Consider the following 22,622-nt stretch of genomic DNA (forward strand, 5'->3'; position numbering starts at 1 on the left):
AAAAACTTTCTTCACAAATTCACAAATGTCAAGCGGCCGATCGCGACGAACGGAGATTGCAATGCAGCGGGAGATTGGATCGAGGCCGGACCGAGCCGCCCCGGATGGCGGCCTCGGCGGCGCAACAGGCGCGCAAACGCCGGACTCAGCGCGCGGTCTGCGCTCGCATGACCGCTACCGCTACAGCGCGATCACGCGCCGCCCCGACTTCGCGTGGCCGAACGGAAAGCGGCTCGCGGTTTACGTCGCGCTCAACCTCGAGCATTTCGCTTTCGGCGACGGTCTCGGCGCCGAACTTTGCCCGGGCGGACCGCATCCGGACGTCCTCAACTACGCCTGGCGCGACTATGGCAACCGGGTCGGCGTGTGGCGACTCATCGATCTGTTCGACGAACTGAAACTGCCGATCTCCGTGCTCGTGAACAGCAGCATTTATCACTATTGCCCGGAAGTGATGGACGCATTTCGCGCCCGCGGCGACGAGGTCGTCGGTCATGGACGGACCAATTCCGAACGCCAGGGCGTGCTCTCGCCCGCCGAGGAGCAGCGACTGATCGAGGAAGCGACGGACATCATCACGCGCGCCGAGGGACGACGGCCGCTCGGCTGGCTCGGTCCGTGGATCTCGCAATCCGACGTGACGCCGGACCTGCTCGCCGAAGCGGGCTACCAATACCTGCTCGACTGGTGCATGGACGATCAGCCGGTGTGGTTCTCGACAAGGGGCGGCGGGCGCATCCTGTCCGTCCCCTATCCACAGGAACTGAACGACATCCCCTCGATTGTCGGACGCAAGGACAGCGGCGAACAGTTTGCGACCATGATCGCAGACACGTTCGAGGAAATGCTCGCTCAATCCACCAAGCAGTCGCTGGTGATGGGCATCGCGCTGCATCCGTACCTGGTCGGCCAGCCGCACCGGCTGCGGCCGCTGCGACGTGCGCTGCAGGCGATCGCCGCAAGGCGCGAGGACATCTGGATCACCACCGCCGGCGAGATCGCGGCATTTTCGTGCACCCTGCCCGACGGCATCGTGCCGACTTGAGAAACTGGAGACGCGAATTGACAACCATCGACACACTTTTTCAGAACGCGCGGCTGACCGACGGCCAACTGGTCGACATCGCCGTCCGCGGCGGCAAGATCGAGGCGATCACGTCGTCCCGGCAAAGCTACGGCGCAGTCGGCGAATTCCGCGATCTTGGCCGACGCCTGGTGCTCCCTGGCATGGTCGAAGGTCATATCCACCTGGACAAATGCTTCATCGGCGATGACTGGAAGCCGCATCGGCCCTGCACCGCGGGCTTCAGCGTGCGCGAGCGCGTCAAATTCGAAAAGGAAGCGCTCGCCCGCGCCAAGCCCATCGCAGTGCGAGCGGCGGCGCTGATCGATCTCTGCGTCTCGCAGGGCACGACTCACATGCGCAGCCATGTGGATGTCGACGCAGAGGTCGGCCTGCGCCATTTCGAACCGATCGCCGCCGCGCGGGAGGCTCACCGGGAGAAAGTTTCGATCCAGATCGTGGCGTTCCCGCAGAGCGGCATCCTGACATCGCCCGGAACGGCCGACTTGCTCGATGAAGCCGTTCGCGCCGGCGCCGATCTGGTCGGCGGACTCGACCCTGCTAGCCATGATGGTGACGTTGCCGGGCATCTTGACGTCGTCTTCGGTATCGCCGAGCGGCATGGCGTCGGCATCGACATTCATCTGCATGACGGCGGTCTGCAGGGCATCTCGGAGATCGAGGAAATCGCGCGACGGACCAAGGCGTCGGGCCTCGGCGGCAAGGTCACGATCAGTCATGCCTACGCGCTCGGCGAAGTCGCAACTGACGTAGTTCAACGTACCGCGCACCAGCTTGCCGAGGCCGGCGTCGCCATTCTCACCAATGCCCCGGGTGCGCACGCCTTTCCGCCGGTGTTGCTGCTCCGCGAGGCCGGCGTCAATGTGTTCTCCGGCAATGACAACATCCGGGATTCCTGGTGGCCCTACGGCGACGGCGACCTGCTCGAACGCGCAATGATGGTCGGCTACCGCTCCGGGTTCAACAGCGATGATCAATTGGCCGTGGCCTTCGACATGGTGACGGCCAACGCAGCACGCGCGCTCGGCCTGACGGACTACGGCCTCACTGTCGGCGGCACGGCGGATTTCGTCGTGCTGGACGCCCGGCATGTCCAGGAAGCCGTGGTCGCCCGTCCCAAGCCACGCGATGTCTACAAGGCTGCCCGACTCGTCGCGCACGACGGCGTGACGGTGACCGCCGGCGCCCGGAGGCAGTGAACATGGAGGAAACGCCCTTGACGAACCGCCGTATTGCCGATCTCAATCCGAGCTGCTTGCGCCGGGAACTGGTCCGCAGCCCCGTGTGGCCTGATGGCGACCTGCCTTGCGCGAATACCCGAGCCCAGCCAAGGTTGACGCCGTGACAGAGACGACAGCACAGAGCAACCCTAGCCGCAGTACCACGCGCGGAAGGCGACCTCGCGACTCAGCGCTCACCAAGGAGGCGATCCTGCGTGCGGCGACCTTCGAGTTCTGCCACAATGGCCTCGGCGGCGCACGGGTCGAGGCCATTGCGCAACGCGCCAAGGCCAACATGCGCTTGCTGTACGCCTATTTCGGCGACAAGAACGGGCTCTACATCGCGGTCCTCGAGGACGTCTACACCGAAATTCGTGCGGCCGAACAGCGGCTGAAACTGGATGATCTCGAGCCGATCGCCGCAATGAGCGAGCTGATCGATTTTACATTCACGTTTTTCGGGCAGCACCAGAACTACATCGCCCTTATCAACACCGAGAACCTTCAACGCGGGCGCAATATGCGCAAGTCGCGCAAGATTGCCGATCTTACCCTGCCCCTGGTTGCAAGCATCGAAAGCATCCTGCGGCGCGGCGTGGCTGCCGGCCTGTTTCGCAGTGATGTCGATCCGATCCAGCTTTATGTCTCAATCACTGCGATGAGCTATTTCCACGTTTCCAACCGGTACACGCTGTCGGCGATGTTCGACAAGGACCTCGGCGATTCGGACTGGCTGGCGCGACGCCGTGAGCATGCGCAGGACATGATCTTGACCTGGCTGACGGCTGCCGCCGGGGAACGCAAGCACAAGTCTGCAGGATCGAAGGCGACGGCGCGCCTCGGCAAGCCCTCCCGCTAAAGCGCGACGAGATTGGGTTGAATCATCGTCGCGCTTTGACTCCTCGTTTGAGCATGATCTCTGCGCAAACGCTCCGCGTTTGTCGCGAGGGAAAACCGCTTCACCCGAGCCGCACGTGCCGCAATCCTGCGGATCGTGCGCCGGGAATCCCTCAGCGGGTCGCCACGACGCCGTCGCTGCGCGGATCGCTGGCCCCTTCCATCAGGCCATCCGGATGCCAGACGATTGCGCCGGCGTGTCCCATGAACTCCTCGAACGGACCGGCCATTTGAATGTCGTGGCCGAGCGCGTGCAGCCGATCGATGATGGCGGGATCGAAGCGGGATTCGATCTTCAGGTTGTTGTTTTCCTCGCCCCAGGTGCGACCGAGCAGCCAGCGGGGCGCCGTAATCGCGGACTGCAGCTCCTGGCCGTGCATGGCGTAACGGCTGAAGATGGCGGCCTGGGTTTGCGGCTGCCCCTCGCCGCCCATCGTGCCATAGGATATCAGCCGGCCATCACCGAGCTCTGCCATTGCGGGCTGGATCGTGTGAAACGGCAGGCGTCCCGGATCCAATCGATTGGTGTCGGTATCGCCGAGGCTAAAGCTCGTTCCGCGATTTTGCCAGGTGACTCCACTCTCGGGGAGGATGACGCCCGAGCCAAATTCCCAATAGACGCTTTGAATGAAGCTGACGCTGAGCCCGCTGCGATCGGTCGCGGCGAGCCACACCGTATCGCCTGGTTTGGACGGATCGGGCCACGGCGCGGCGCGGCGGTCGGATACGGTTTCGTGAAGCGCGGCCAGCGATTCCTCGGACAGGAATTCGGCGGCGGGGCGCTTCATGTAGTCGGGATCGGTCACGTGGTTGTTGCGAATACGGAACGCAGCCTTCGTGCACTCGACGAGCCTGTGCAGATGATCGACGCCATCGGCTTCGTCGGCCATGCGCCGGGCATAAAGCGCCAGGATCAAGAGCGAGGCCAGCCCCTGCGTCGGCGGAGGCATGTTGAAGATTTTGTGTCCGGACACCTCGACCGAGAGCGGCGTCACCAGCGCTGCTTGATGTCGCTCCAGATCGGCGAGCCGCAGCGGGCTCCCTACCCGCTCGAGGTCGGCCGCCATCGAGCGCGCCAGCTCGCCGCGATAGAAGTCGGCCAGGCCGACCTTGGCCAATCGCCGCAACGTCTCGGCGACACGCGGCTGCCGCAGCCGCGCTCCGACCGCAAGCGGGATGCCTTGCGGCAGATAGACCTCGGCATAGCCGGGCACGCTTTCGAGCTCGTGCCGCTTCTTGCGAATGTTTTCATGCAGCGTGCTGGTGACGGCTACGCCCTCCTCGGCATGCCGGATTGCCGGCTCGAGCAGCCGCGCCATCGGCAGCCGGCCGTCATGACGATCGCGGCTGAGTTCATAGGCCTTCTGCCAACCGTCGACGGTACCGGCGACGGTGAGCGCGGCAAGCGGGCCGCGACCGGGAATGCTGCTGCAGCCTCGCTGGCGATACCAGCCGCGATCCGCGGCCATCGCAGCGCGCCCGCAAGCCTGAATCCCGACCGGCATCGAACCGGCGCGGCCGACGAGCCAGAAGCTATCGCCACCGAGGCCGTTCATGTGGGGATAGGCCACGGCGATCGTCGCGGCCGAGGCGATCATGGCCTCAATGGCATTGCCACCTTCCGACAAGACGGCGAGTCCAGCCTGCGCCGCGAGGTGGTGCGGCGCGGTTACCATGCCGCCATAGCTTCGTTTTGTCTGCAACATTAGCCGCTTCTCCGAACACAGCTTTGTAATAATATTTTTACTTACAATGTCAAGCAACCAAAGCCCCCTGTCTGAGGCCGCATTGCCCGCTATTCGCGCAGCCGCGGCCTCGCGACGGTCATGCCATGTCATCCGAGCACGACAATTTGTCATGCCCGTTGCACTTTTTTGCGACGCATCATATGATGCATATAATTCAAACAAATCTCCGGCACCCAAGGGAGTCCTGCCATGTCATCCAGCGCCGATCCCGTCGTCATCCTGTCCGCCGCCCGCACCCCGCTCGGCCGTTTCATGGGGGAACTGACGCCGCTCGCCGCGCACAAGCTCGGCTCTCATGTGATCGGCGCGGCGCTGGAGCGCGCCAAGCTGGCGCCGGAACGGGTTGACGAGGTGTTCATGGGCAATGTGCTGCCGGCCGGCCAGGGCCAGGCCCCTGCCCGCCAGGCCGCGCGCGGCGCAAAACTGCCCGATGCCACCGGCGCCACCACCGTCAACAAGGTCTGCGGCTCCGGCATGAAGGCGACCATGCTCGGCCACGATATCATCAAGGCCGGCTCCGCCGAGATCGTGGTGTCGGGCGGCATGGAGAGCATGAGCAACGCGCCGTATCTCCTGCAGAAGGCGCGCGGCGGCTATCGCGCCGGCCACGACCGCATCATCGACCACATGATGATGGACGGGCTCGAGGACGCCTATGAGACGGGACGCTCGATGGGCGATTTCGGTGAGGCGACCGCCGAGGCCTACCAGTTTACCCGCGCCGATCAGGACACCTATGCGATGGAGACGCTGACCCGCGCCCGCAAGGCGGTCGAAGGCGGCGCGTTCAAGGCCGAGATCGCGCCGATCACGCTGGCCGAAAAGGCCGGCCCCCGCATCATCGGCAATGACGAGCATCCGCTGAAGGTCGATCCGGCCAAGATCCCCGGCCTGAAGCCGGCGTTCCGCGCCAATGGCACCATCACGCCGGCCGCCTCTTCGGCCAATGCTGACGGCGCCGCGGCGCTGGTGCTGGCCCGCCGGTCGCTGGCCGATCGCGACGGACTGCCGGTGTTCGCCGAGATCAAGGGCCATGCCACCCACAGCCAGGAGCCGCAGTGGTTCACCACCGCGCCGATCCCGGCGATCCGCAAGCTGCTCGACAAGGTCGGCTGGAGCGTCGGCGACGTCGACCTGTTCGAGATCAACGAGGCGTTTGCCGTGGTCGCGATGGCGGCGCAACGCGACCTCGGCATTCCGCGTGACCGGCTCAACATCAATGGCGGCGCCTGCGCGCTCGGCCACCCGATCGGCGCCACCGGCGCCCGGCTGATCGTGACCTTGCTGCACGCGCTGGAGGCGCAGAATCTGAAGCGCGGCGTCGCCGCTTTGTGCATCGGCGGCGGCGAAGCCACCGCGATCGCGGTGGAGCGCGTGACGAACTAACTGGCGGGTGGCGAGCTGCGCAAAGTCACGCAGCGTGGCTCTATCCCCGTCATTGCGAGCGAAGCGAAGCAATCCATTTCACCGCGTATGCGGACCGATGGATTGCTTCGTCGCGGAGCCTGTCATCGTTCGCGCGACCCGTTGGCTCCTCGCAATGACGCCCCAAGTACCGAGTCCGAAAACGAGGGAACTACGTCATTTTAGACATAGCGCCCTCGTGGCATATTAGGCATCACGAACAATACCCTCATCGCATTTCATCCGGGGCCCAATGATCTCGAACTGGCTTGCTTCCACCCTCGCCCGCCGCAACGTCCACTATGGCTGGGTGATGGTTGCCGTCACCTTCTTTGCCGCGCTGATCTCGGCCGGCACCGTCGGCGCGCCCGGCGTCTTCATCGTTCCGCTGCAGAAGGAGTTCGGCTGGTCGACCGCGGAAATCTCCTCGGCGCTGTCGATCCGCTTCATCCTGTTCGGGCTGATGGCGCCGTTCGCCGCCGCGCTGTTGAACCGCTACGGCCTGCGCAACGTCACGCTGGCGGCGCAGTTGATCGTGGTCACGGGCTTGCTCGCCTCGCTGGCGATGACGCAGGTCTGGCAATTGATCCTGCTGTGGGGCGTCGTGATCGGGATCGGCACCGGCATGACCGCGCTGGTGCTCGGCGCCACCATTGCATCACGCTGGTTCGTGGCGCGGCGCGGGCTTGTGATCGGGATCATGACCGCGAGCGTCGCAACCGGGCAGCTCGCCTTCCTGCCGTTGATCGCCACGCTCACCGAACGCTACGGCTGGCGTCCTGCGCTGGCCGTGGTCTGCGCCGCGCTCGGCGTCGCCGCCTTTGCCGTGCTGATGGTGATGCGCGACCGGCCGAGCGATCTCGGCCTGCGTCCGTTCGGCGACGACGGCACCGCGCCGCTGGCAACCCCGCCGCCGGCCAATGCGCCGATCATGGCGGCGGCGCTCGGCACGCTGCGCGACTCGTCAAAATCGTCGGTGTTCTGGATCCTGTTCGCGACTTTCTTCGTCTGCGGCGCCTCGACCAACGGCCTGGTCCAGGTCCATCTGATCCCGATGTGCCTCGACTTCGGCATCCCGCAGGTGCAGGCCGCGAGCCTGCTCGCCGCGATGGGCATCTTCGACTTCTTCGGCACCATCATCTCCGGCTGGCTGTCCGACCGCTACGACAACCGTTGGCTATTGTTCTGGTATTATGGCCTGCGCGGGCTGTCGCTGCTGTTCCTGCCGTTTTCCGACTTCTCGTTCTACGGCCTGTCGCTGTTTGCGATGTTCTACGGGCTCGACTGGATCGCGACCGTGCCGCCGACGGTGCGGCTGACCGCGCAGCGCTTCGGCGCCGAGCGCGCCAACCTGGTGTTCGGCTGGATCTTCGCCGGCCATCAGCTCGGTGCCGGTGCGGCGGCATTTGGCGCCGGCGTGTCGCGCACGCTCTATGCGAGCTATCTGCCGGCGTTCTTCATTGCCGGCGCGCTCTGCGTGTTCGCAGCGCTGATCGCGCTCGCGATCACGCGGCCGCAGCCGAAGCCGGTCACGGAGGCGAAGCCGGCCGCGGCCTGAGCGCGTATTCAGTACGACAGGATGGTGCGCATCCCGAACACCATGCTGTCCCTGATCCGATGCGTCTGCGTCGGATCGTTGGGATCGACCGCGCCGCCGCCGGGATGGGCGATGTACTGAAACATCGGCTGCATGGTGAAGTTGACGCTGACGACGTGCTGGTAGGTGATTTCGAGGATCGCCTCATAGTCGCGGATCGGATACGCCGTGCCGGTGAAGATCTGGGTATCGCGGTCGAGCGCGCGGGCGGCGCTGGAGATCTTGCCGAAGATCCCGGCGATGCCGAACCGGTCGTCCGGGAAGCTTTCGCTGAAGCCGGCGAACAGCAAGCCGCCGTCGACATAAGCGCTGATCAGATTGCGGTCGGAGGGGCTGATCGAGGCGCGCATGAAGAACGCGATGCCCTTGTCGACATCAGGCTTGGCGCGCGCCAGCAGCTGTTCGTAGACCATGAAGATGCCGTTGTCCCGCCGCAGCCAGCGCGGATCGCCGGAGCTGTCCGGATCGGCCAGCGACAGCCCGTCGGCGCCAAAGCGCTGATCGGCGAACGACATCATGTGATACCAGGCGCCGCCGGTGATGGTCGCCGGCAGCCTGCTCTCGCCGATATCGAATTTGTACTTGAGCTGGCCGATCCACCACGGCGGATCATTGACGCGGAACAGGATGCCGTGCGGGTTGGCGAGTTGCGGGTCCACGGTTGCCTGCGGCGGCGCGGACGAGCCGTCGAACAGGCCGAGATAGGCCGTGAGGCGGTCGGTCAGGCCGGCCTTGATGCGGATGCCCGGCACCGCAAGCGCCGGCGAAGGTCCGCCGGCCGGAAGGTTGACGCCGGTGATGCCCGGCCAGCCCAGCGCCGAGTTGATGAAGATGTCGTCGTACTGGCTGTCGATGAACTCGACGTCGGAGCCCTGCTGGCCGACGCGGATCGCGAGCCGGCCGTCCATTAGCTTCTGCTCGATCCAGAGTTCGTAGAGCCGCGTCGCCGGCAGCGACTCGACGCCGGACACCAGAAACAGATTGCCGACATAGCCGCGCGACAGCCCGTCGCCGTGGATCTGAAACATGTTGGCGTGGAAGGTCGCGCCGGTCCAGCCCATCACCTTCTCGAGATCGATCGTGGTGCCGAGGTCGAGACGGCCGGTGTAGGCCTTGCCGGTGCTGACGCCGCCCGAGGCGTTGCCAAAGCCCTCGCCGATATAGGTGATGCTGAACTGGTAGCCGGCCTCCTCCAGCGCGGCGCGCGCATCGGCGATGCGGTCGGCGACCGGCTTGTCCTCGGCGCGCGCCGGCATCGCGGACGCGCAGAGCGCGAGGACCGCGGACACCAGTGTTGCGCGGAAGAGGCCTCTGCACATGGCTGTTATCGCGGAGCGCTCGCGCTATTTGACGATTCCGAGCCGCCGCATGATCAGATAGGCCAGCAGCGACGAGCCGACCAGCAGACCTGCCGCGACCAGGAAGCCGCTTTCGTTCTCGGTGAGCGGCAGCCCCTTGGTGTTCATGCCGAAGATGCCGGTGACCAAGGTCGGCGGCAGCAGCATCATGGTGACGACGGAGAGCGCATGCAGATGCTTGTTGCTCTGCTCCTCGAGCTTGAAGCGCAGCTCCTCTTCCAGCAGGCGGCTGCGCTCGTGCAGCTCGACGATGTCGTGATCGAGGCCGTCGAGCCGCTGCGCCAGCTTGCCGGCCTGCAGCCGCAGCGCCGGCGTGAGATTGTCGGTGTTCTTCTGCTCGAGCCGGTGGAACAGCACGCGCAGCCCCGCGAGCTGGCGATGCAGCCGCACGCAGGTGCGCCGCATCTTGCCGAGACTGCTGCGCAGCTCGGATCCGGTGTCGTCGGCGAGCACCTTCTCCTCGATGCCGTCGAGATCGGTGCCGATCTTGTCGGCCATGCGGTCCATGGTGTCGGCGATCTCGTCGACGATCTTCTCCAAGAGCGCCGCGACGCTCTCGACGCGATGGCCGCCCTCGAGCACCCGGCGCGCCGCATCGACCGAGCTCAAGGCCTGATGACGGCCGCTGAGCAACAGACGCTCGGTCATCGCAAAGCGGAGGAAGCCGGTCTCCCTGGTCGCGGCATCGATGTCGCGGACCAGATCGGAGAACACGCCATAGACGCAGTTGTCGACGATGTGGATCTGCTGGAAATTGTCGTTCGACAGCAGCAAGTCGCGCGCCAGCTGCGGAACATGGAGATTGGCAAGCCACGCCCGGGTGCGCAGATCGGTGAGGTTGAAGTGCAGCCAGAGCCGTCCGTCATGGCTCGGCTCGATCGGCACATCGATCGGAAGCGGCTCGGCGCTGCCGTCGTGGTGCAGGCGAAACGCCCACACCAGCCCGGGGACCGCGCCCGGCGTCAGCAGCGGCGCAACATTGGCAGCAGGCCGATCAGCCAGCATGGCCGGCCTCCGGGAAAGCCGCCAGGAAAACTGCCAAGCACACAACGAAGGCAATCGCGTGAAATGCCATGCTCAAACCCCCGCCCCCGCGCAAAACAGACAGGCGCGTCCCTCTGTCGCAGCATAGGAGGACGCGCTTGTTACAGTTTTATGTCAAGGCCCGGCCCTACTCGGCCGCGAGACCGGTCGGCGCCACTGCTGCTGCTTCCTTGTTGTAGTCATGCACCACGCGACCGAACGGCAGCGTCAGGTCGGCGAGGAAGTGATGCGCACCGACCACACGCTTGACCGGGAAGTCGGCGACCGGCGCGTTCACGTGCGGCACCAGATGCAGCCGGCCCGGCCCGATCCACGAGCCCTTGACGACGATGTCGGTCAGGTTGATCGCAACCAGCTGGCAGACCTCGAGGTGGCCGTCGACGCCCGGGATCATCTTCAGATTAACTTGCGTCTTCGACAGCGTGGCGCGGGTGATGTCGCCATTGCCCGCCATGCTCTCGTGCTTGTAGCCCATGGTGCCCATGGCGACGAGCTGCCCGGCATATTCCAGCGTGCCGGTCAGCGTGTCCTTGACGATTTCGAGCTTGGGGTGGGCGTACTTCTTCGGAAAGCCCCAGATCTCGCGGCCGGCCGCGATCGGCGGATCATCGTCGAGATACATCTGGCAGACGAAGTTGACCTCCTCGCCATGCAGGCGCGCCGGAATCACGAGGCCGGACTCGGTGTAGCTGCCGAAGCCGGATGAGTCGGGCATCTTGATCCATTCATAATGCACGATCGGCTGCGCGATCGGCTCCAGCGGCTCGGGCAGGCCGGCGCGGATCAGCTCCGGATCGGTCTCGTAGGTGATGACGAGGAATTCGCGATCGACGAAGCGATAAGGGCCGGCGGGATAGCTCGGGCCGGAAGCCGGCATCGACGGAAGCTTGAGCAGATCTTCCCTGCGCATCGCAATAACCCCTGTTTCGAAATGATTGCGCGGGAGGCTAGCGGCCGAGATTGACAGCGATGTGAGGGATTTCCGTCAGCGGCATGACCTGCGCTTCAGGCAAGCGACCGATGCCAACCATGCAGGCAAGCGCATCGGACGTGCGCGGTGCGCGCGCGGCGCTTGTCATCACGGCGTCATCGCCGCGCTGAATTCTCGCCGCGCATATTGGAGTGTCAGTTATGGATGCGCGAGCCCCTCATTTCCAAGACCCTTTCCAGGACATCGATCACGCGACGCCCGGCTGGCGTCCGGCGGGCTGCGATCGGGTGGCCCTCGTTCTGCAGGGCGGCGGCGCGCTCGGCGCCTATCAGGCCGGCGTCTATCAGGCGCTGCATGAATCCAACATCGAGCCCGACTGGGTCTGCGGCGTCTCGATCGGCGCCATCAACTCGGCGATCATCGCCGGCAATCCGCCTTCGAGGCGGCTGGAGCGGCTGCACACGTTCTGGGACCGCGTCACCAGCCGCAAGATCTGGCACTACACGCCAGATGGCGACATCTTCCGCAAGGCGCGCAATTTCACGAGCTCATGGATGACGACGACGCTGGGCCAGCCCGGCTTCTTCAGCCCGCACGCGACCAACCCGTGGTTCAGCCCGGCCGGCGCCCGCACCGCCACCAGCTATTACGACACCACGCCGCTGCGCGAGTCGCTGCTCGAGCTGGTCGACTTCGACCGCATCAATTCCAAGAAGATCCGCTTTGCGGTCGGCGCGGTGAACGTGCTGTCGGGCAACTTCATCTATTTCGACAACGCCCATGACGAGATCATCCCCGAGCACATCATGGCGAGCGGCGCGCTGCCGCCGGCGCTGCCGATGGTCAAGGTCGGCACCGATCATTTCTGGGACGGAGGCATCGTCTCCAACACGCCGCTGCAGCATCTGCTCGACCAGGAGGACAACGCCAACTCGCTGGTGTTCCAGGTCGACCTGTTCTCGGCGCGCGGTGCGCTGCCGCGCGACATTCAGGACGTGATGGCCCGCCACAAGGACATCATGTATTCCTCGCGCACCCGCTACAACACCGACGTCTACCGCAAGACCTATGCGCTGCGCACCGCCTTGCACAACGCGCTCGGCAAAATTCCCGACGACCAGCTGTCGGAAGACGAGCGCCAGCTCAAGCAGACGAACAGCAAGCTGCCGGGCATCACGCTGCTGCAACTGATCTATCAGCAGAAGGCCTATGAGGGCGACGCCAAGGACCACGAATTCTCGGGCACCTCGATGCGCGAGCACTGGGTGAGCGGACACGAGGACACCAGGCGCTCGCTGAAGCGGCGCGACTGGATCAAGATGCCCGAGAACGGCATGGGCATCGTGATCCATGACGTGCATCGGGAGAGCGAGTAGGAAGCAGCGCCGTTCCGGGATGGTCCGAAGGACCAGACCCGGAACCTCGAGATTCCGGGTTCGGTCCTAACGGACCGCCCCGGAATGACGGTGGCAAATCTTACGGCCGCGTCGACATGTTCCGCGGCGGCCCGACCTCGCGGATCGGCTCGGCGAGACGCACGAACTCGCACAGCAGCGAACGCGTCTTGCGCGGGTCGATCACCTCCTCGACCCAGAATTTCTCGGCCGAGCGGAACGGCGAGCGCAGCTTGTTGAGGCGGTCCTCGATCTCCTGCAGCTTCGCGGCGGGATCGGCGGCGGCGTCGATCTCGGCACGATAGGCCGCCTCGATGCCGCCCTCGAGCGGCAGCGAGCCCCAATAGGCCGACGGCCAGGCATAGCGCATCGAGAAGCGATTGGCCGGCTGATGCACCACGCCGGCAACCCCGAAGGCATTGCGGACGATGATGGTGCACCACGGCACCGTGCTCTGGTTGACCGCCGCCATCGCCCGCACGCCATGGCGGATGGTGGCGGATTTCTCCGCTTCGAGCCCGATCATGAAGCCGGGGCAATCCATCAGATAGACCACCGGCAGATGGAAGGTCTCGGCGAAGTCGACCCAGCGTATCACCTTCTGGCAGGCGTCCGATGTCCAGGAGCCGCCGTAGTGGAACGGATCGCTCGCCAGCAGCAGCACCGCCCTGCCCTCGATCCGCGCGAGGCCCGTGATGATCGGCCGGCCGAAGTTGGCGGCAACCTCGAAGAACGAGCCCTTGTCGACCACAGCCTCGATGATCGGCCGCATCTTGTAGACCTGCCGGCGGTTGCGCGGCACGGCCTTCAGCAACGACTCCTCGGCACGCTCGGGATCGTCGGTGCAGGGAATGGTCGGCGGCAGCTCGTAGACCGACGACGGCAGATAGGACAGGAAGCGCTTTGCGCAGTCGAACGCCTCCTCCTCGGTCTCGACGGCCTGATCGATTGCACCGGCGCGGGTCTGGATGTCGGCGCCGCCGAGCTCCTGCTTGGTCAGATCCTGTCCGAGGCGCTTCACCACCGGCGGGCCGGCGACGAACATCGCCGAGTTCTTGGTCATGACCGAATAATGCGTGGCGGCGAGCCGCGCAGCGCCGAGCCCGGCGACGGAGCCGAGCCCGAGCCCGACCACCGGCACCCGCGCCAGATTGGCGGTCGTGTACCAGTACCAGCGTGTGCCGCCGACGCCGCCGGGCAGATTGGCCGCGCCCCGCGTCTCGATCGTCTTCACCGAACCGCCGCCGCCGGAGCCTTCGATCACGCGGATGATCGGCAGGCGGAAGTCGTGCGCCATCTCCTCGGCCATCAGCGGCTTGGCGGAAATCGACGCGTCCGCAGAACCGCCGCGCACGGTAAAGTCGTCGCCGACCACCACCACGGTGCGGCCGTCGACCTTGGCGCGGCCGAACACGCAATTCGCCGGCGTCAGATGCCTGAGCTCGTTGTTCTCGTCGTATTCGGCGATGCCGGAGATGGCACCGATCTCGTGAAAACTGTCGGGGTCGACGAGCTTGTCGAAGCGCTCACGAACCGTGAGCCGGCCCTGGTCGCGTTGCCGCTTGACCTTGTCAACGCCTCCCATCTCCCGCGCGAACGCTTCGCGCCGGGCGAGGTCGTCGAGTTCCGGCTTCCAGTTCATTCAGGGCCTCCGTCTTGATCATTTTATTGTTGTTATGGGCGGTCACCGGAAGCGATTTGCGCTCGATCCGATTAGCGAAGATGTCACCGTCGGCGCCTTCCAGCAGGCTGCCGATCGCGGCACCGAGTTCGACCATCTGCGGCGCCACCTCGCGATGCAGCCGCTTCTCGTCATACATCGCCGAGAGCAGGCCGATCGTGGTGACCACGTAGGTCTGGTACTGCGGCGACCACATCGGCACCGCGACGCCGTTGATATGCGGGCTCCACAGGCCGCAGGCGACGACATAGCCGTGCTCCTGGAGATGACGGCGGTTGGCCTCGATGCGCGGCGTCAGCAGCTTGGCGCTGTCGGGCAACTCGCGCTCCATCTCGGCAATCAGCGCGTCGCCGATCATCGGATCGAGCGCCGCTGTGTAGGCGTGGCCGGCGGCGGTGGTCGCCATCGAGATCCGACTGCCGGTGGCCTCGTGCAGGCCGAGCGCATTCGCGGCGCGGGCGAATTCGAGATAGACCAGATGAAAGCGGTCGGGGATCACGAAGCCGACGGTGCCGGGCAGTTGATCGGCGACGTCCTGCAGGCGCAGCCGGATCAGATTGCGCAGCTGCAGTCCCTTCATCATCGAGGTGCTCATCGCCACCGCGCTCGGGCCGATGCGATACTTCTGATCACGCGGCAGATACACGAGCTGCCCCATCCGCGTCAGCGTGTGCGTCAGCCGCGACACCGTCGAGCGCGGCAATCCGCAGCGGTTGGAGATTTCGAGATTGCCGAGCCGGGCCTCGTGCCCCTCGAAGCATCGCAACACATCGAAGGCGCGCGATACCACCTGGATGACATCGCCATCGCCTGTTTCGCTGGCGAGCATTCCCTGCCTGCTTAGCCGTTCCGAGCGCCGTCCCATTTTTTAGTGGCTCCGTTTTTATGGCTCCATTCCGTCACGCGGAATAAAATTCCACTTGAAGAACACGCTACCTCAGGCAATCTGCCGCCACAACAAAAAGCCGTTCGCCGGATGAAATTTCCGCAAGACGGTATCGGAGAGTGGAATGCCTGAGATCAAGGTCGTGACCGAAGTTGCGGGGCGCGTTTGCGCGCTTCCCGTCGAAGCCGGCAGCCGCGTCGGCGACGGCGACGAGATCGCTTTCGTCGAAGCGATGAAGATGGAAATACCTGTTACCTCGACCACAGCAGGCAAAATCAAGTCGATTCTGGTCAAAATCGACGACGTAATCGCCGAAGGCCAGGCGGTCGCGATCGTCGAGACCTGAGCACCGCCCGCCAAATCCTCCGCCGCGACAATCTGTCCTGTGATGTGACCGCCAAAACCGCGGGCATGCGTCGGAGGTAGCGTTGCCATCGCCGGGAGGCGATGCAATCATCCGACCCATAAAAGTTTCGCAGAGCGAAACAAAAGGGAGGAAATATGATGCATCGGCTGCTGGCGCTTGCGCCTGCCCTTCTCGCCGGCCTTTCCGTAGCTTTGGCCGCGCCCGCCTCGGCCGAAGACGTCAAGCTGCCGCCGACCATGGCGGTCACCGCCTATGACACCGGCACCGCCGGCTTCAACATCGCGGTCGGCGTCGGCAAGATGATGAAGGACAAATACGGCACCGATGTCCGCGTGTTGCCGGCCGGCAACGACGTCGCGCGCCTCGCGCCGCTGCGCGCCAAGCGCGCGGTCTCCTCGGCGATGGGATCGGGCACCTATTTCGCGCAGGAAGGCGTGTTCGAATTCGGCGCCAGGGAATGGGGTCCGCAGGCGCTGCAACTGCTGCTGTCATCGGTCGACTGCAATTGCGGCGCGCTCGGCGTCGCGGCCGATGCCGGCGTCAAGGAGATGAAGGACCTCAAGGGCAAGCGCGTCGGCTTCGTGGTCGGCTCGCCGGCGCTGAACCAGAACGCGCTGGCGATGCTCGCGTTCGGCGGCCTCACCCAGAACGACGTCAAGATCGTCGAGTTCGCCAGCTACGGCGCGATGTGGAAGGGCCTGATCAACAACGACACCGACGCCGCGTTCGGCACCACCATCACCGGCCCCGCCAAGGAGGCCGAGACCTCGCCGCGCGGCCTGATGTGGCCGCCGCTGCCCGCCAAGGACAAGGAGGGTTGGGCGCGGGTGCAGAAGGTCGGCTCGTTCTTCTTCCCGCAAACCGCGACTTGCGGCGCCGGCATCTCGCCGGACAAGCCGATCGAGCTCGGCAACTACCCCTATCCGATCTTCGTCGCCTATGCCTCGCAGCCGGCCGAGCAGGTCTATTCGATCACCAAGGCGATGATCGTCAATTACGACGCCTACAAGGATTCAGCGCCGGGCGCCGGCGGGCTCGCAGCCAGCCGGCAGACCAAGAACTGGGTGGTGCCGGTGCATCCCGGCGCCGTGAAGGCGCTGAAGGAAGCCGGGCAATGGACCGACGAGCAGGAGGCGCACAACAACGCGCTGTACAAGCGCCAGGAGGTGCTGGCGACGGCCTGGGCGGACTACGGCAAGTCCAATCCGCCGTCCGACGACAAGGCGTTCCTCGACGGCTGGATGGAGGCGCGTGCCGCGGCACTCGCCAAGGCCAATATGCCTAATGGCTTCGAGTGAGACCTGCCAAATGCGCGATGAGATCGGGTGAGTCGTCATCGCGCTTTGGCGCTTTGTTCGAGCATGATCTTTTGCGGAAAACCGCTTCACAGCTTTCCGGGTCATGCTCTAGGCTGCGGCCAAAACCAACAGCATTGGGGGATGCGCGATGCCCGATAGCGCCGCGGCTGCGCCTGCGAAGAAGATCGAGTTCGAAGATCCGCATGCCGGGCTCGGCAATCTGCAGGAGGCCGAGGTCACGCGCGTGCGCACGTTGCGCGGCGTCTGGCGCTGGGCGCTGGTGATCGCGACGGCCGCGACCATCCTGCTGTGCATCAACCAGCAATTCTCGCTGCGCTTCTTCATCGACTACACCCAGCTCAACACCGAATATTTCTATTTGCTGATCGCGCTGATGCTGCCCTTCACGTTCCTGATCTTCCCGGGAACGGAGACCGCGCCGCTCAACCGGATTCCCTGGTACGACCTCCTGCTCGCGCTCGCCACCTTTGCGGCCTCGATCTGGCTGATGCTGAACGTGCGCAAGGCGGCACAGTACGGCTGGGAATCCGACGGTGCGCCACGCAATGTCATCGTCGCCGGCCTCGTGATGTGGGTGATGCTGATGGAGGCGCTGCGGCGCACCGGCGGCTGGAGCCTCTTGCTCAGCGTGTTCCCCTTCACCGTCTATCCGCTGTTCGCCGAGGCGAGCTGGCTCGGCCCGTTCAGAGGCTCGCAGCTCACGCTCGACCAGGCCACGGCCTATCACGTGCTGTCGGGCGAGAGCCTGCTCGGCATTCCGATCCAGGCCTTTGCCGACACCGTGATCGGCTTCCTGGTGTTCGGCACCGCGCTGATGATGACCGGCGCCGGAAAATTCTTCATCAACATTGCCTTCGCGCTGTGCGGCACGTTCCGCGGCGGTGCGGCCAAGGTCTGCATCTTCGCCTCCGGCCTGCTCGGCATGATGTCGGGCTCGATCATCTCCAACGTGCTGACCGCCGGCACCATGACCATCCCGGTGATGAAGAAGAGCGGCTTTCGCGCCTCCTATGCCGGCGCGATCGAAGCCTGCGCCTCGACCGGCGCGGTGCTGGCGCCGCCGGTGATGGGCGCGACCGCGTTCGTGATCGCGCAATTCCTCAATGTCAGCTATGCCGAGGTGGCGGTCGCCGCGATCATCCCGGCCGCGCTCTATTACATCGGCCTGTTCATGCAGGTCGATTCCTACGCCGCGCGTCACGGGCTGAAGGGCATTCCGCGCGCCGAGCTGCCGCGGGTGATGGATACGATCAAGGACGGCTGGTACTACGTCTTCGTCATCGCGCTCTTGATCGTGATGCTGCTCTACTTCAAGCGCGAGAGCCACGCGCCGTTCTACGCCACCGCGCTGCTGCTGGTGCTGAACCAGGTGTTCTCCAAGGACACCCGCTGGACGCTGGGAACGATCGCCAAATTCCTCGAGGTCAACGGCCGCACCTTCGTCGAGCTGGTCGGCATCCTCGCCGGCTGCGGCCTCCTGATCGGCGCGTTCTCGATGACCGGCGTGGTCTCGAGCCTCGCCAACGACCTGCTGACACTGGCCGGCGACAATGCCTTCCTGCTGCTCGCGATGTGCGCCTTCACCAGCCTGATCCTCGGCCTCGGGCTGACCACCACGGCCTGCTACATCTTCCTCGCCATCCTGGTTGCGCCCGCGCTGGAGAAGCTCGGGTTGAACCGGATGGCGGTGCACATGTTCATCTTCTACTGGGGCATGCTGTCGTCGATCACCCCGCCGGTTGCGATCGCTTCCTTTGCCGCGGCCGGCATCGCCGGCTCGCCGGCGATGAAGACCGGCTGGGAATCGATGTGGGTCGGCAGCATCATCTACTTCATCCCGTTCTTCTTCGTGCTGAACCCGGCCTTGGTGCTGCAGGGACCGAGCCCCTATCTCGCAGGGCTCGGCCTGATGGCAATTGCGGCCGTCGGCACGCTGTTCATCTGCGGCGGCATTCAGGGCTATCAGGCCTTCGTCGGCGACCTGCGCGGCACCGGGCCGCTGGAATGGCCGCTGCGGGTGCTGCTGGTGATCGGCGGATTCGTGATCGCAACGCCCGGCGGCGGCATCAATCCGCTGTCGCAGTGGCACATGACGCTGCTCGGGCTTGCGATCCTGGCGCCGACCGCCCTGCTCGCGCTGGTGCTGATCCGCCGCCAAGCGCTGGTCCCGAACCAGTTGCGCGCGCCCTGATTGCGTTGCAAAACAGCGGGCGATGAAACAATCGCCGCCGCCCGTCACCGCCAGCACCGTCAACTGGACCCGCGCGCAGCCGCCGCTGCTGCGGTTTCTGCACGCTTGTTACGCAAATTTCCTGCCCGAGGACGGCGGCGCCGTCGCCGACTACATCCCCGAGCTCGGCAAGGCCGACCCTGCCCATTTCGGCATCGGCCTCGCGACGCTGGACGGCCATGTCTACGAGGTCGGCGACACCCGGATCCCCTTCACGATCCAGTCGATGTCGAAACCGTTCGTGTTCGCGCTGGCGCTGGATACGCTCGGCGCCGAGCGGGTCGAGCGCGTGATCGGCGTTGAACCATCAGGCGATCCCTTCAACTCGATCCGGCTCAATGCCGAAAACCACCCGTTCAACCCGATGGTCAATGCCGGCGCGATCGCCTGTTCCGGCCTGATCCATGCCGACAAGGGCGACGGCGCGTTCGAATATATCCGCCAGGCGCTCGGCCGTTTTGCGGGCCGCGAGCTTGACGTCGACGAGGCGGTCTATGCCTCCGAAAGCGCCACCGGCGACCGTAACCGGGCGATCGGCTACCTCTTGCGCACCAACGGGGTGATCACCGAGAACGTGCCTGATGTGCTCGACGTCTATTTCCGGCAATGCGCCATCCTCGTCACCGCGCGCGACATCGCGGTGATGGCGGCAACATTGGCCAACCGCGGCATCAACCCGCTGACCGAGCAGCAGGTGATGACGCCCTATGCGATCTCCCGCGCGCTGTCGGTGATGACGTCGTCGGGCATGTACGACTTTGCCGGCGAATGGATCTACCGGGTCGGCGTTCCCGCCAAGAGCGGCGTCGGCGGCGGCATTCTGGCGGCGCTGCCGGCGCGGCTCGGGCTAGGCAGCTATTCGCCAAAGCTCGACAAGCACGGCAACAGCGTGCGCGGCATCAAGGTCTGCCAGGCGCTGTCGGCGCATTACGACCTGCACATGCTCAACCGCAGCGACGACGCCCGCCACAGCATCATCGCCGACTACAATATCGGCAAGAACCCGTCGCGGCGGCTGCGCCGGCCGCAGGAGCAGGAGATCCTGGCCAGGCATTTCCAGGAGGTGCGCGTGATCGAGCTGGTCGGCACGCTGTCGCTCTCCAATGTCGACTATGTCTCGCGCCGGCTCGGGGGCGGACCGCGGCCGGAATTCGTGATCTTCGACCTGCGCCGCGTCACCGCGACGACGCGCGCCGGCGCGCGGCTGGTGGCGGAGGCCTTCAAGGAGCTCGCCGAGCTCGGCGTCACCGTGATTCTATCAGGCATCAAGCGGACGTCGCGGGAGTGGAGTGGCATCAGCGAGTGGACCAGCCGGCTCGGCAATGTCAGGGATTTCTATCTTCTCGACACCGCGATCGAATGGGCCGAGGACCAGATCGTCTACCGCTATGGCGGCTCGATCGACTTCCTCGAGACCACCGAGCTTGCCGAGCAGCCGCTGCTCGCCGGGCTGGACGCAGCCGAGCTCGCCGATCTGGCCTCGCTTTGCACGGTCCGGACTTACCAGCCGCACCAGACCATCATCGCGGCAGGCGATGCGGCAACCTCGCTGTTCTTCCTGCGCAGCGGCGTCGTCCACGTCACCCTGCCCGACGGCGTCCGCCTCGCGACGCTGACCGCCGGCATGGCGTTCGGCGAGATGGCGCTGCTGGAGCCGAAGCGGTCCGCCGACGTGCTGGCCGACATGTCCGCGACCGCCTACGAGGTGACGATCGCGGACTTCGAGCGCTTCCGCACAAGGCACCCGCGCGCCTGCGAGCGGATCATGCGCAACCTCGCGCAGCTGCTCGCCGAGCGGCTGATCGTCGCCAATGCCAAGGTCGACCTGCTGACGTCGGGCTAGCTGTTTGCTCTTTCCCTCTCCCTCTCCCCGTTCTTACGGGGAGAGGGCTGCGGTGAGGGGCATCCATACGGCGAGCAGTTTGCGATGTGTTGGGCAGCGTGCCTCGCCCCTCACCCGGATCGCTCACGCGATCCGACCTCTCCCCGCAGAAGGGCGGGGAGAGGCGAAAAGCGCCGCATGGGCGCACTATTTCGGAATGATAGAATAATACCGGTGAGTTGCCCGACGTGTCAAGTCGTCGGGTCGAGCGCCGGCCGCCGCCGGCTACTTTGCATGGGGTTGTTTTTCGGGTTTTGGACAGGCCGCGAGGCAAGCCCGGCCGGAGAGCTCGACAACCCTTACCCCGGGCGCTGCCATTCCATCACGACGAACCACGGCACGCGGCGAAAATCGGCCTGCCGGGTGGCTTCGCCGGACACCGGGGCCGGTTCGGCAAAGAACCTCAGCAGCAGTCCCTGCTCCAGCAGCGCCGTCATGTAGGCCGACAGCGGCCGGTGCCAGTTCTCGATGCGGATGCCGGCCCATGCGAACGACATCGGGAACTCGTCGAGATAGCGGTCGACGGGGAAATGCAAACGGCGTCCCGCCTCGTCCCTGACCCAGCCCTGCTCGGCGCCGGCCGAGGTGAAGCCGGTGAGATTTGCGATCAAGAGCGCGCCGCCCGGCCGCAGCACCCGCGCCATCTCGCGGATCGCCGCCCTGAAGTCGGGGATGTCGACCAGCGTGATGTAGCTGACGACGAGGTCGAAGCTCGCATCAGGGAATTCGAGCTGCTCGGCGCGGCCGCATCGATAATCGCCGGAAGGATCGCGCTGCCTTGCGGTGTCGAGCAAGGCCGCCGTCGGCTCAATGCCGATCGGACTGACGCCGGCGGCCTTGAGGACCCGGCAGAACCGCCCCTCGCCGCAGCCGACATCGAGCGCATTGCCGAACCGGCCGCGGCCGATCCGCTCGAGCATGACCGGATCGAGCACATGCTCGCGCCCCCAGTCGCCACGCTCGCCCTGTGATTCAATCCAGGCCTGCGCGGAGGCGTCCCACCCGTTGAAGCGTTCCTCCGAACCGCGGAGGAAGCGGCCTAGCTCACCACTTCCGTCACCGGCTGCATGTCGATCGCAAAGGTCTCGAGGAATTTTGAGGTCATGATGTAGAAACCGACCGAGAGCTGCAGTTCGATCAGCGCCGCGGGCGTCAGCTTTGCCGCGATCGTGTTGAAGGTCGCGTCGGTCGGCTTCTTCAGCTTGACGATCTCGTCGGTGAAGGCGAGCGCGGCGCGCTGCACCTCGTTGAAGCAGGCTGCCTGCTGCCAGTTCTCCAGCGCCTCGTTCTGCTCGTCGGTGACGCCGACATTCTTGCCGATCCGCTTGTGCGCGACGATTTCGTACGGCGCTTCGCAGAGGATGCCGGTGCGGGTGATCGCGAGCTCGCGCACCACGGGATCAAGCTCGCCCTTGTGGCGGATCGCGCCGCCGAGCCGGCAGTACTGCTCAAAATAGCTCGGCGAATGCGCCATCATGCGAAAGATGTTGGCGTTGCGGTTCTTGTCGAGGATTTCGCGGGTGCGCGGGCTTGCCTTTGCGGGATCGGAGTAGTCGATGCGGGCCATTTCCTAACCTTCG

18 protein-coding genes are annotated in these 22,622 nt (G+C 65.2%); 10 read left to right on the plus strand and 8 right to left on the minus strand.

Annotated elements, in window-relative coordinates; genetic code table 11:
* The first annotated feature begins 61 nt into the window (after window positions 1-61).
* The 3 genes from CI41S_RS20985 (at window position 62) to CI41S_RS20995 (ending at window position 3,163) form a co-directional block, all read left to right on the plus strand.
* Entirely contained in the window at window positions 62-1,045 is a 984-nt protein-coding gene (locus CI41S_RS20985; protein WP_139861404.1) for a polysaccharide deacetylase family protein, read from the plus strand.
* Window positions 1,046-1,062: 17 nt separating this feature from the next.
* A complete protein-coding gene (locus tag CI41S_RS20990) occupies window positions 1,063-2,283 on the plus strand; it encodes an amidohydrolase family protein (RefSeq protein WP_139861405.1) in 1,221 nt (406 codons plus the stop codon).
* A gap of 142 nt (window positions 2,284-2,425) precedes the next feature.
* Window positions 2,426-3,163, plus strand: coding sequence for a TetR/AcrR family transcriptional regulator (locus CI41S_RS20995; protein WP_139861406.1), 738 nt, complete (start codon window positions 2,426-2,428; stop codon window positions 3,161-3,163).
* A gap of 151 nt (window positions 3,164-3,314) precedes the next feature.
* Here the strand turns inward: CI41S_RS20995 and CI41S_RS21000 are convergent, their stop codons facing one another.
* Window positions 3,315-4,907: a gamma-glutamyltransferase family protein gene (locus tag CI41S_RS21000; RefSeq protein ID WP_139862083.1), complete on the minus strand. Its 1,593-nt coding sequence runs from the start codon at window positions 4,905-4,907 to the stop codon at window positions 3,315-3,317.
* Window positions 4,908-5,138: 231 nt separating this feature from the next.
* Here CI41S_RS21000 and CI41S_RS21005 point away from each other — a divergent pair, with 231 nt between their 5' ends.
* Together CI41S_RS21005 and CI41S_RS21010 are read left to right on the plus strand one after the other, a co-directional pair.
* Window positions 5,139-6,335, plus strand: a complete 1,197-nt coding sequence (locus CI41S_RS21005) for an acetyl-CoA C-acyltransferase (RefSeq protein ID WP_139482842.1) — start codon at window positions 5,139-5,141, stop codon at window positions 6,333-6,335.
* Between the two features lie 271 nt (window positions 6,336-6,606).
* Window positions 6,607-7,911 (plus strand): MFS transporter, encoded by a 1,305-nt coding sequence (locus CI41S_RS21010; RefSeq protein WP_139861407.1) that lies wholly within the window; start codon window positions 6,607-6,609, stop codon window positions 7,909-7,911.
* Between the two features lie 8 nt (window positions 7,912-7,919).
* On the opposite strand, the gene CI41S_RS21015 is transcribed toward CI41S_RS21010, so the two are convergent.
* From CI41S_RS21015 to CI41S_RS21025, 3 genes are all read right to left on the minus strand, one after another.
* Window positions 7,920-9,269, minus strand: a complete 1,350-nt coding sequence (locus CI41S_RS21015) for a carbohydrate porin (protein WP_139861408.1) — start codon at window positions 9,267-9,269, stop codon at window positions 7,920-7,922.
* A gap of 24 nt (window positions 9,270-9,293) precedes the next feature.
* Entirely contained in the window at window positions 9,294-10,313 is a 1,020-nt protein-coding gene (locus CI41S_RS21020; protein WP_139861409.1) for a transporter, read from the minus strand.
* A 166-nt stretch (window positions 10,314-10,479) separates the two neighbouring features.
* Complete coding sequence (locus CI41S_RS21025) at window positions 10,480-11,262, minus strand: acetoacetate decarboxylase (RefSeq protein WP_139861410.1); 783 nt, start codon at window positions 11,260-11,262, stop codon at window positions 10,480-10,482.
* Window positions 11,263-11,483: 221 nt separating this feature from the next.
* Between CI41S_RS21025 and CI41S_RS21030 the strand changes: the two genes are divergently transcribed.
* A complete protein-coding gene (locus CI41S_RS21030) occupies window positions 11,484-12,659 on the plus strand; it encodes a patatin-like phospholipase family protein (RefSeq protein WP_139861411.1) in 1,176 nt (391 codons plus the stop codon).
* Between the two features lie 100 nt (window positions 12,660-12,759).
* Here CI41S_RS21030 and CI41S_RS21035 read toward each other — a convergent pair whose 3' ends face one another.
* Both CI41S_RS21035 and CI41S_RS21040 read right to left on the minus strand, forming a co-directional pair.
* Window positions 12,760-14,319 carry an acyl-CoA carboxylase subunit beta gene (locus CI41S_RS21035; protein WP_139861412.1) on the minus strand — a complete coding sequence of 520 codons (1,560 nt, stop codon included), beginning with the start codon at window positions 14,317-14,319 and terminating at the stop codon, window positions 12,760-12,762.
* Window positions 14,249-15,223: an IclR family transcriptional regulator gene (locus CI41S_RS21040; protein ID WP_139482855.1), complete on the minus strand. Its 975-nt coding sequence runs from the start codon at window positions 15,221-15,223 to the stop codon at window positions 14,249-14,251. Before CI41S_RS21040 ends, CI41S_RS21035 begins: the two co-directional genes overlap by 71 nt.
* 145 nt (window positions 15,224-15,368) lie before the next feature.
* On the opposite strand from CI41S_RS21040, the gene CI41S_RS21045 reads away from it, so the two are divergent.
* From CI41S_RS21045 to glsA, 4 genes are all read left to right on the plus strand, one after another.
* The gene (locus tag CI41S_RS21045) at window positions 15,369-15,590 is read left to right on the plus strand and encodes an acyl-CoA carboxylase biotin carboxyl carrier protein subunit (protein WP_139861413.1); all 222 of its coding nucleotides are present in this window, start codon (window positions 15,369-15,371) and stop codon (window positions 15,588-15,590) included.
* Between the two features lie 155 nt (window positions 15,591-15,745).
* On the plus strand, window positions 15,746-16,909 hold the full coding sequence (locus CI41S_RS21050; protein ID WP_139861414.1) for a TAXI family TRAP transporter solute-binding subunit: 1,164 nt from the start codon (window positions 15,746-15,748) through the stop codon (window positions 16,907-16,909).
* Window positions 16,910-17,057: 148 nt separating this feature from the next.
* A complete protein-coding gene (locus CI41S_RS21055; protein WP_139861415.1) occupies window positions 17,058-19,121 on the plus strand; it encodes a TRAP transporter permease in 2,064 nt (687 codons plus the stop codon).
* 22 nt (window positions 19,122-19,143) lie between these two features.
* Complete coding sequence (gene glsA / locus CI41S_RS21060; protein WP_139861416.1) at window positions 19,144-21,003, plus strand: glutaminase A; 1,860 nt, start codon at window positions 19,144-19,146, stop codon at window positions 21,001-21,003.
* A gap of 338 nt (window positions 21,004-21,341) precedes the next feature.
* On the opposite strand, the gene CI41S_RS21065 is transcribed toward glsA, so the two are convergent.
* Together CI41S_RS21065 and CI41S_RS21070 are read right to left on the minus strand one after the other, a co-directional pair.
* Window positions 21,342-21,977 (minus strand): class I SAM-dependent methyltransferase, encoded by a 636-nt coding sequence (locus tag CI41S_RS21065; protein WP_244626617.1) that lies wholly within the window; start codon window positions 21,975-21,977, stop codon window positions 21,342-21,344.
* Between the two features lie 104 nt (window positions 21,978-22,081).
* Window positions 22,082-22,609, minus strand: a complete 528-nt coding sequence (locus CI41S_RS21070) for a carboxymuconolactone decarboxylase family protein (protein ID WP_139861417.1) — start codon at window positions 22,607-22,609, stop codon at window positions 22,082-22,084.
* Between the last annotated feature and the right edge of the window lie 13 nt (window positions 22,610-22,622).

Source organism: Bradyrhizobium ivorense, from assembly GCF_900696085.1.
Lineage (GTDB): Bacteria > Pseudomonadota > Alphaproteobacteria > Rhizobiales > Xanthobacteraceae > Bradyrhizobium > Bradyrhizobium ivorense.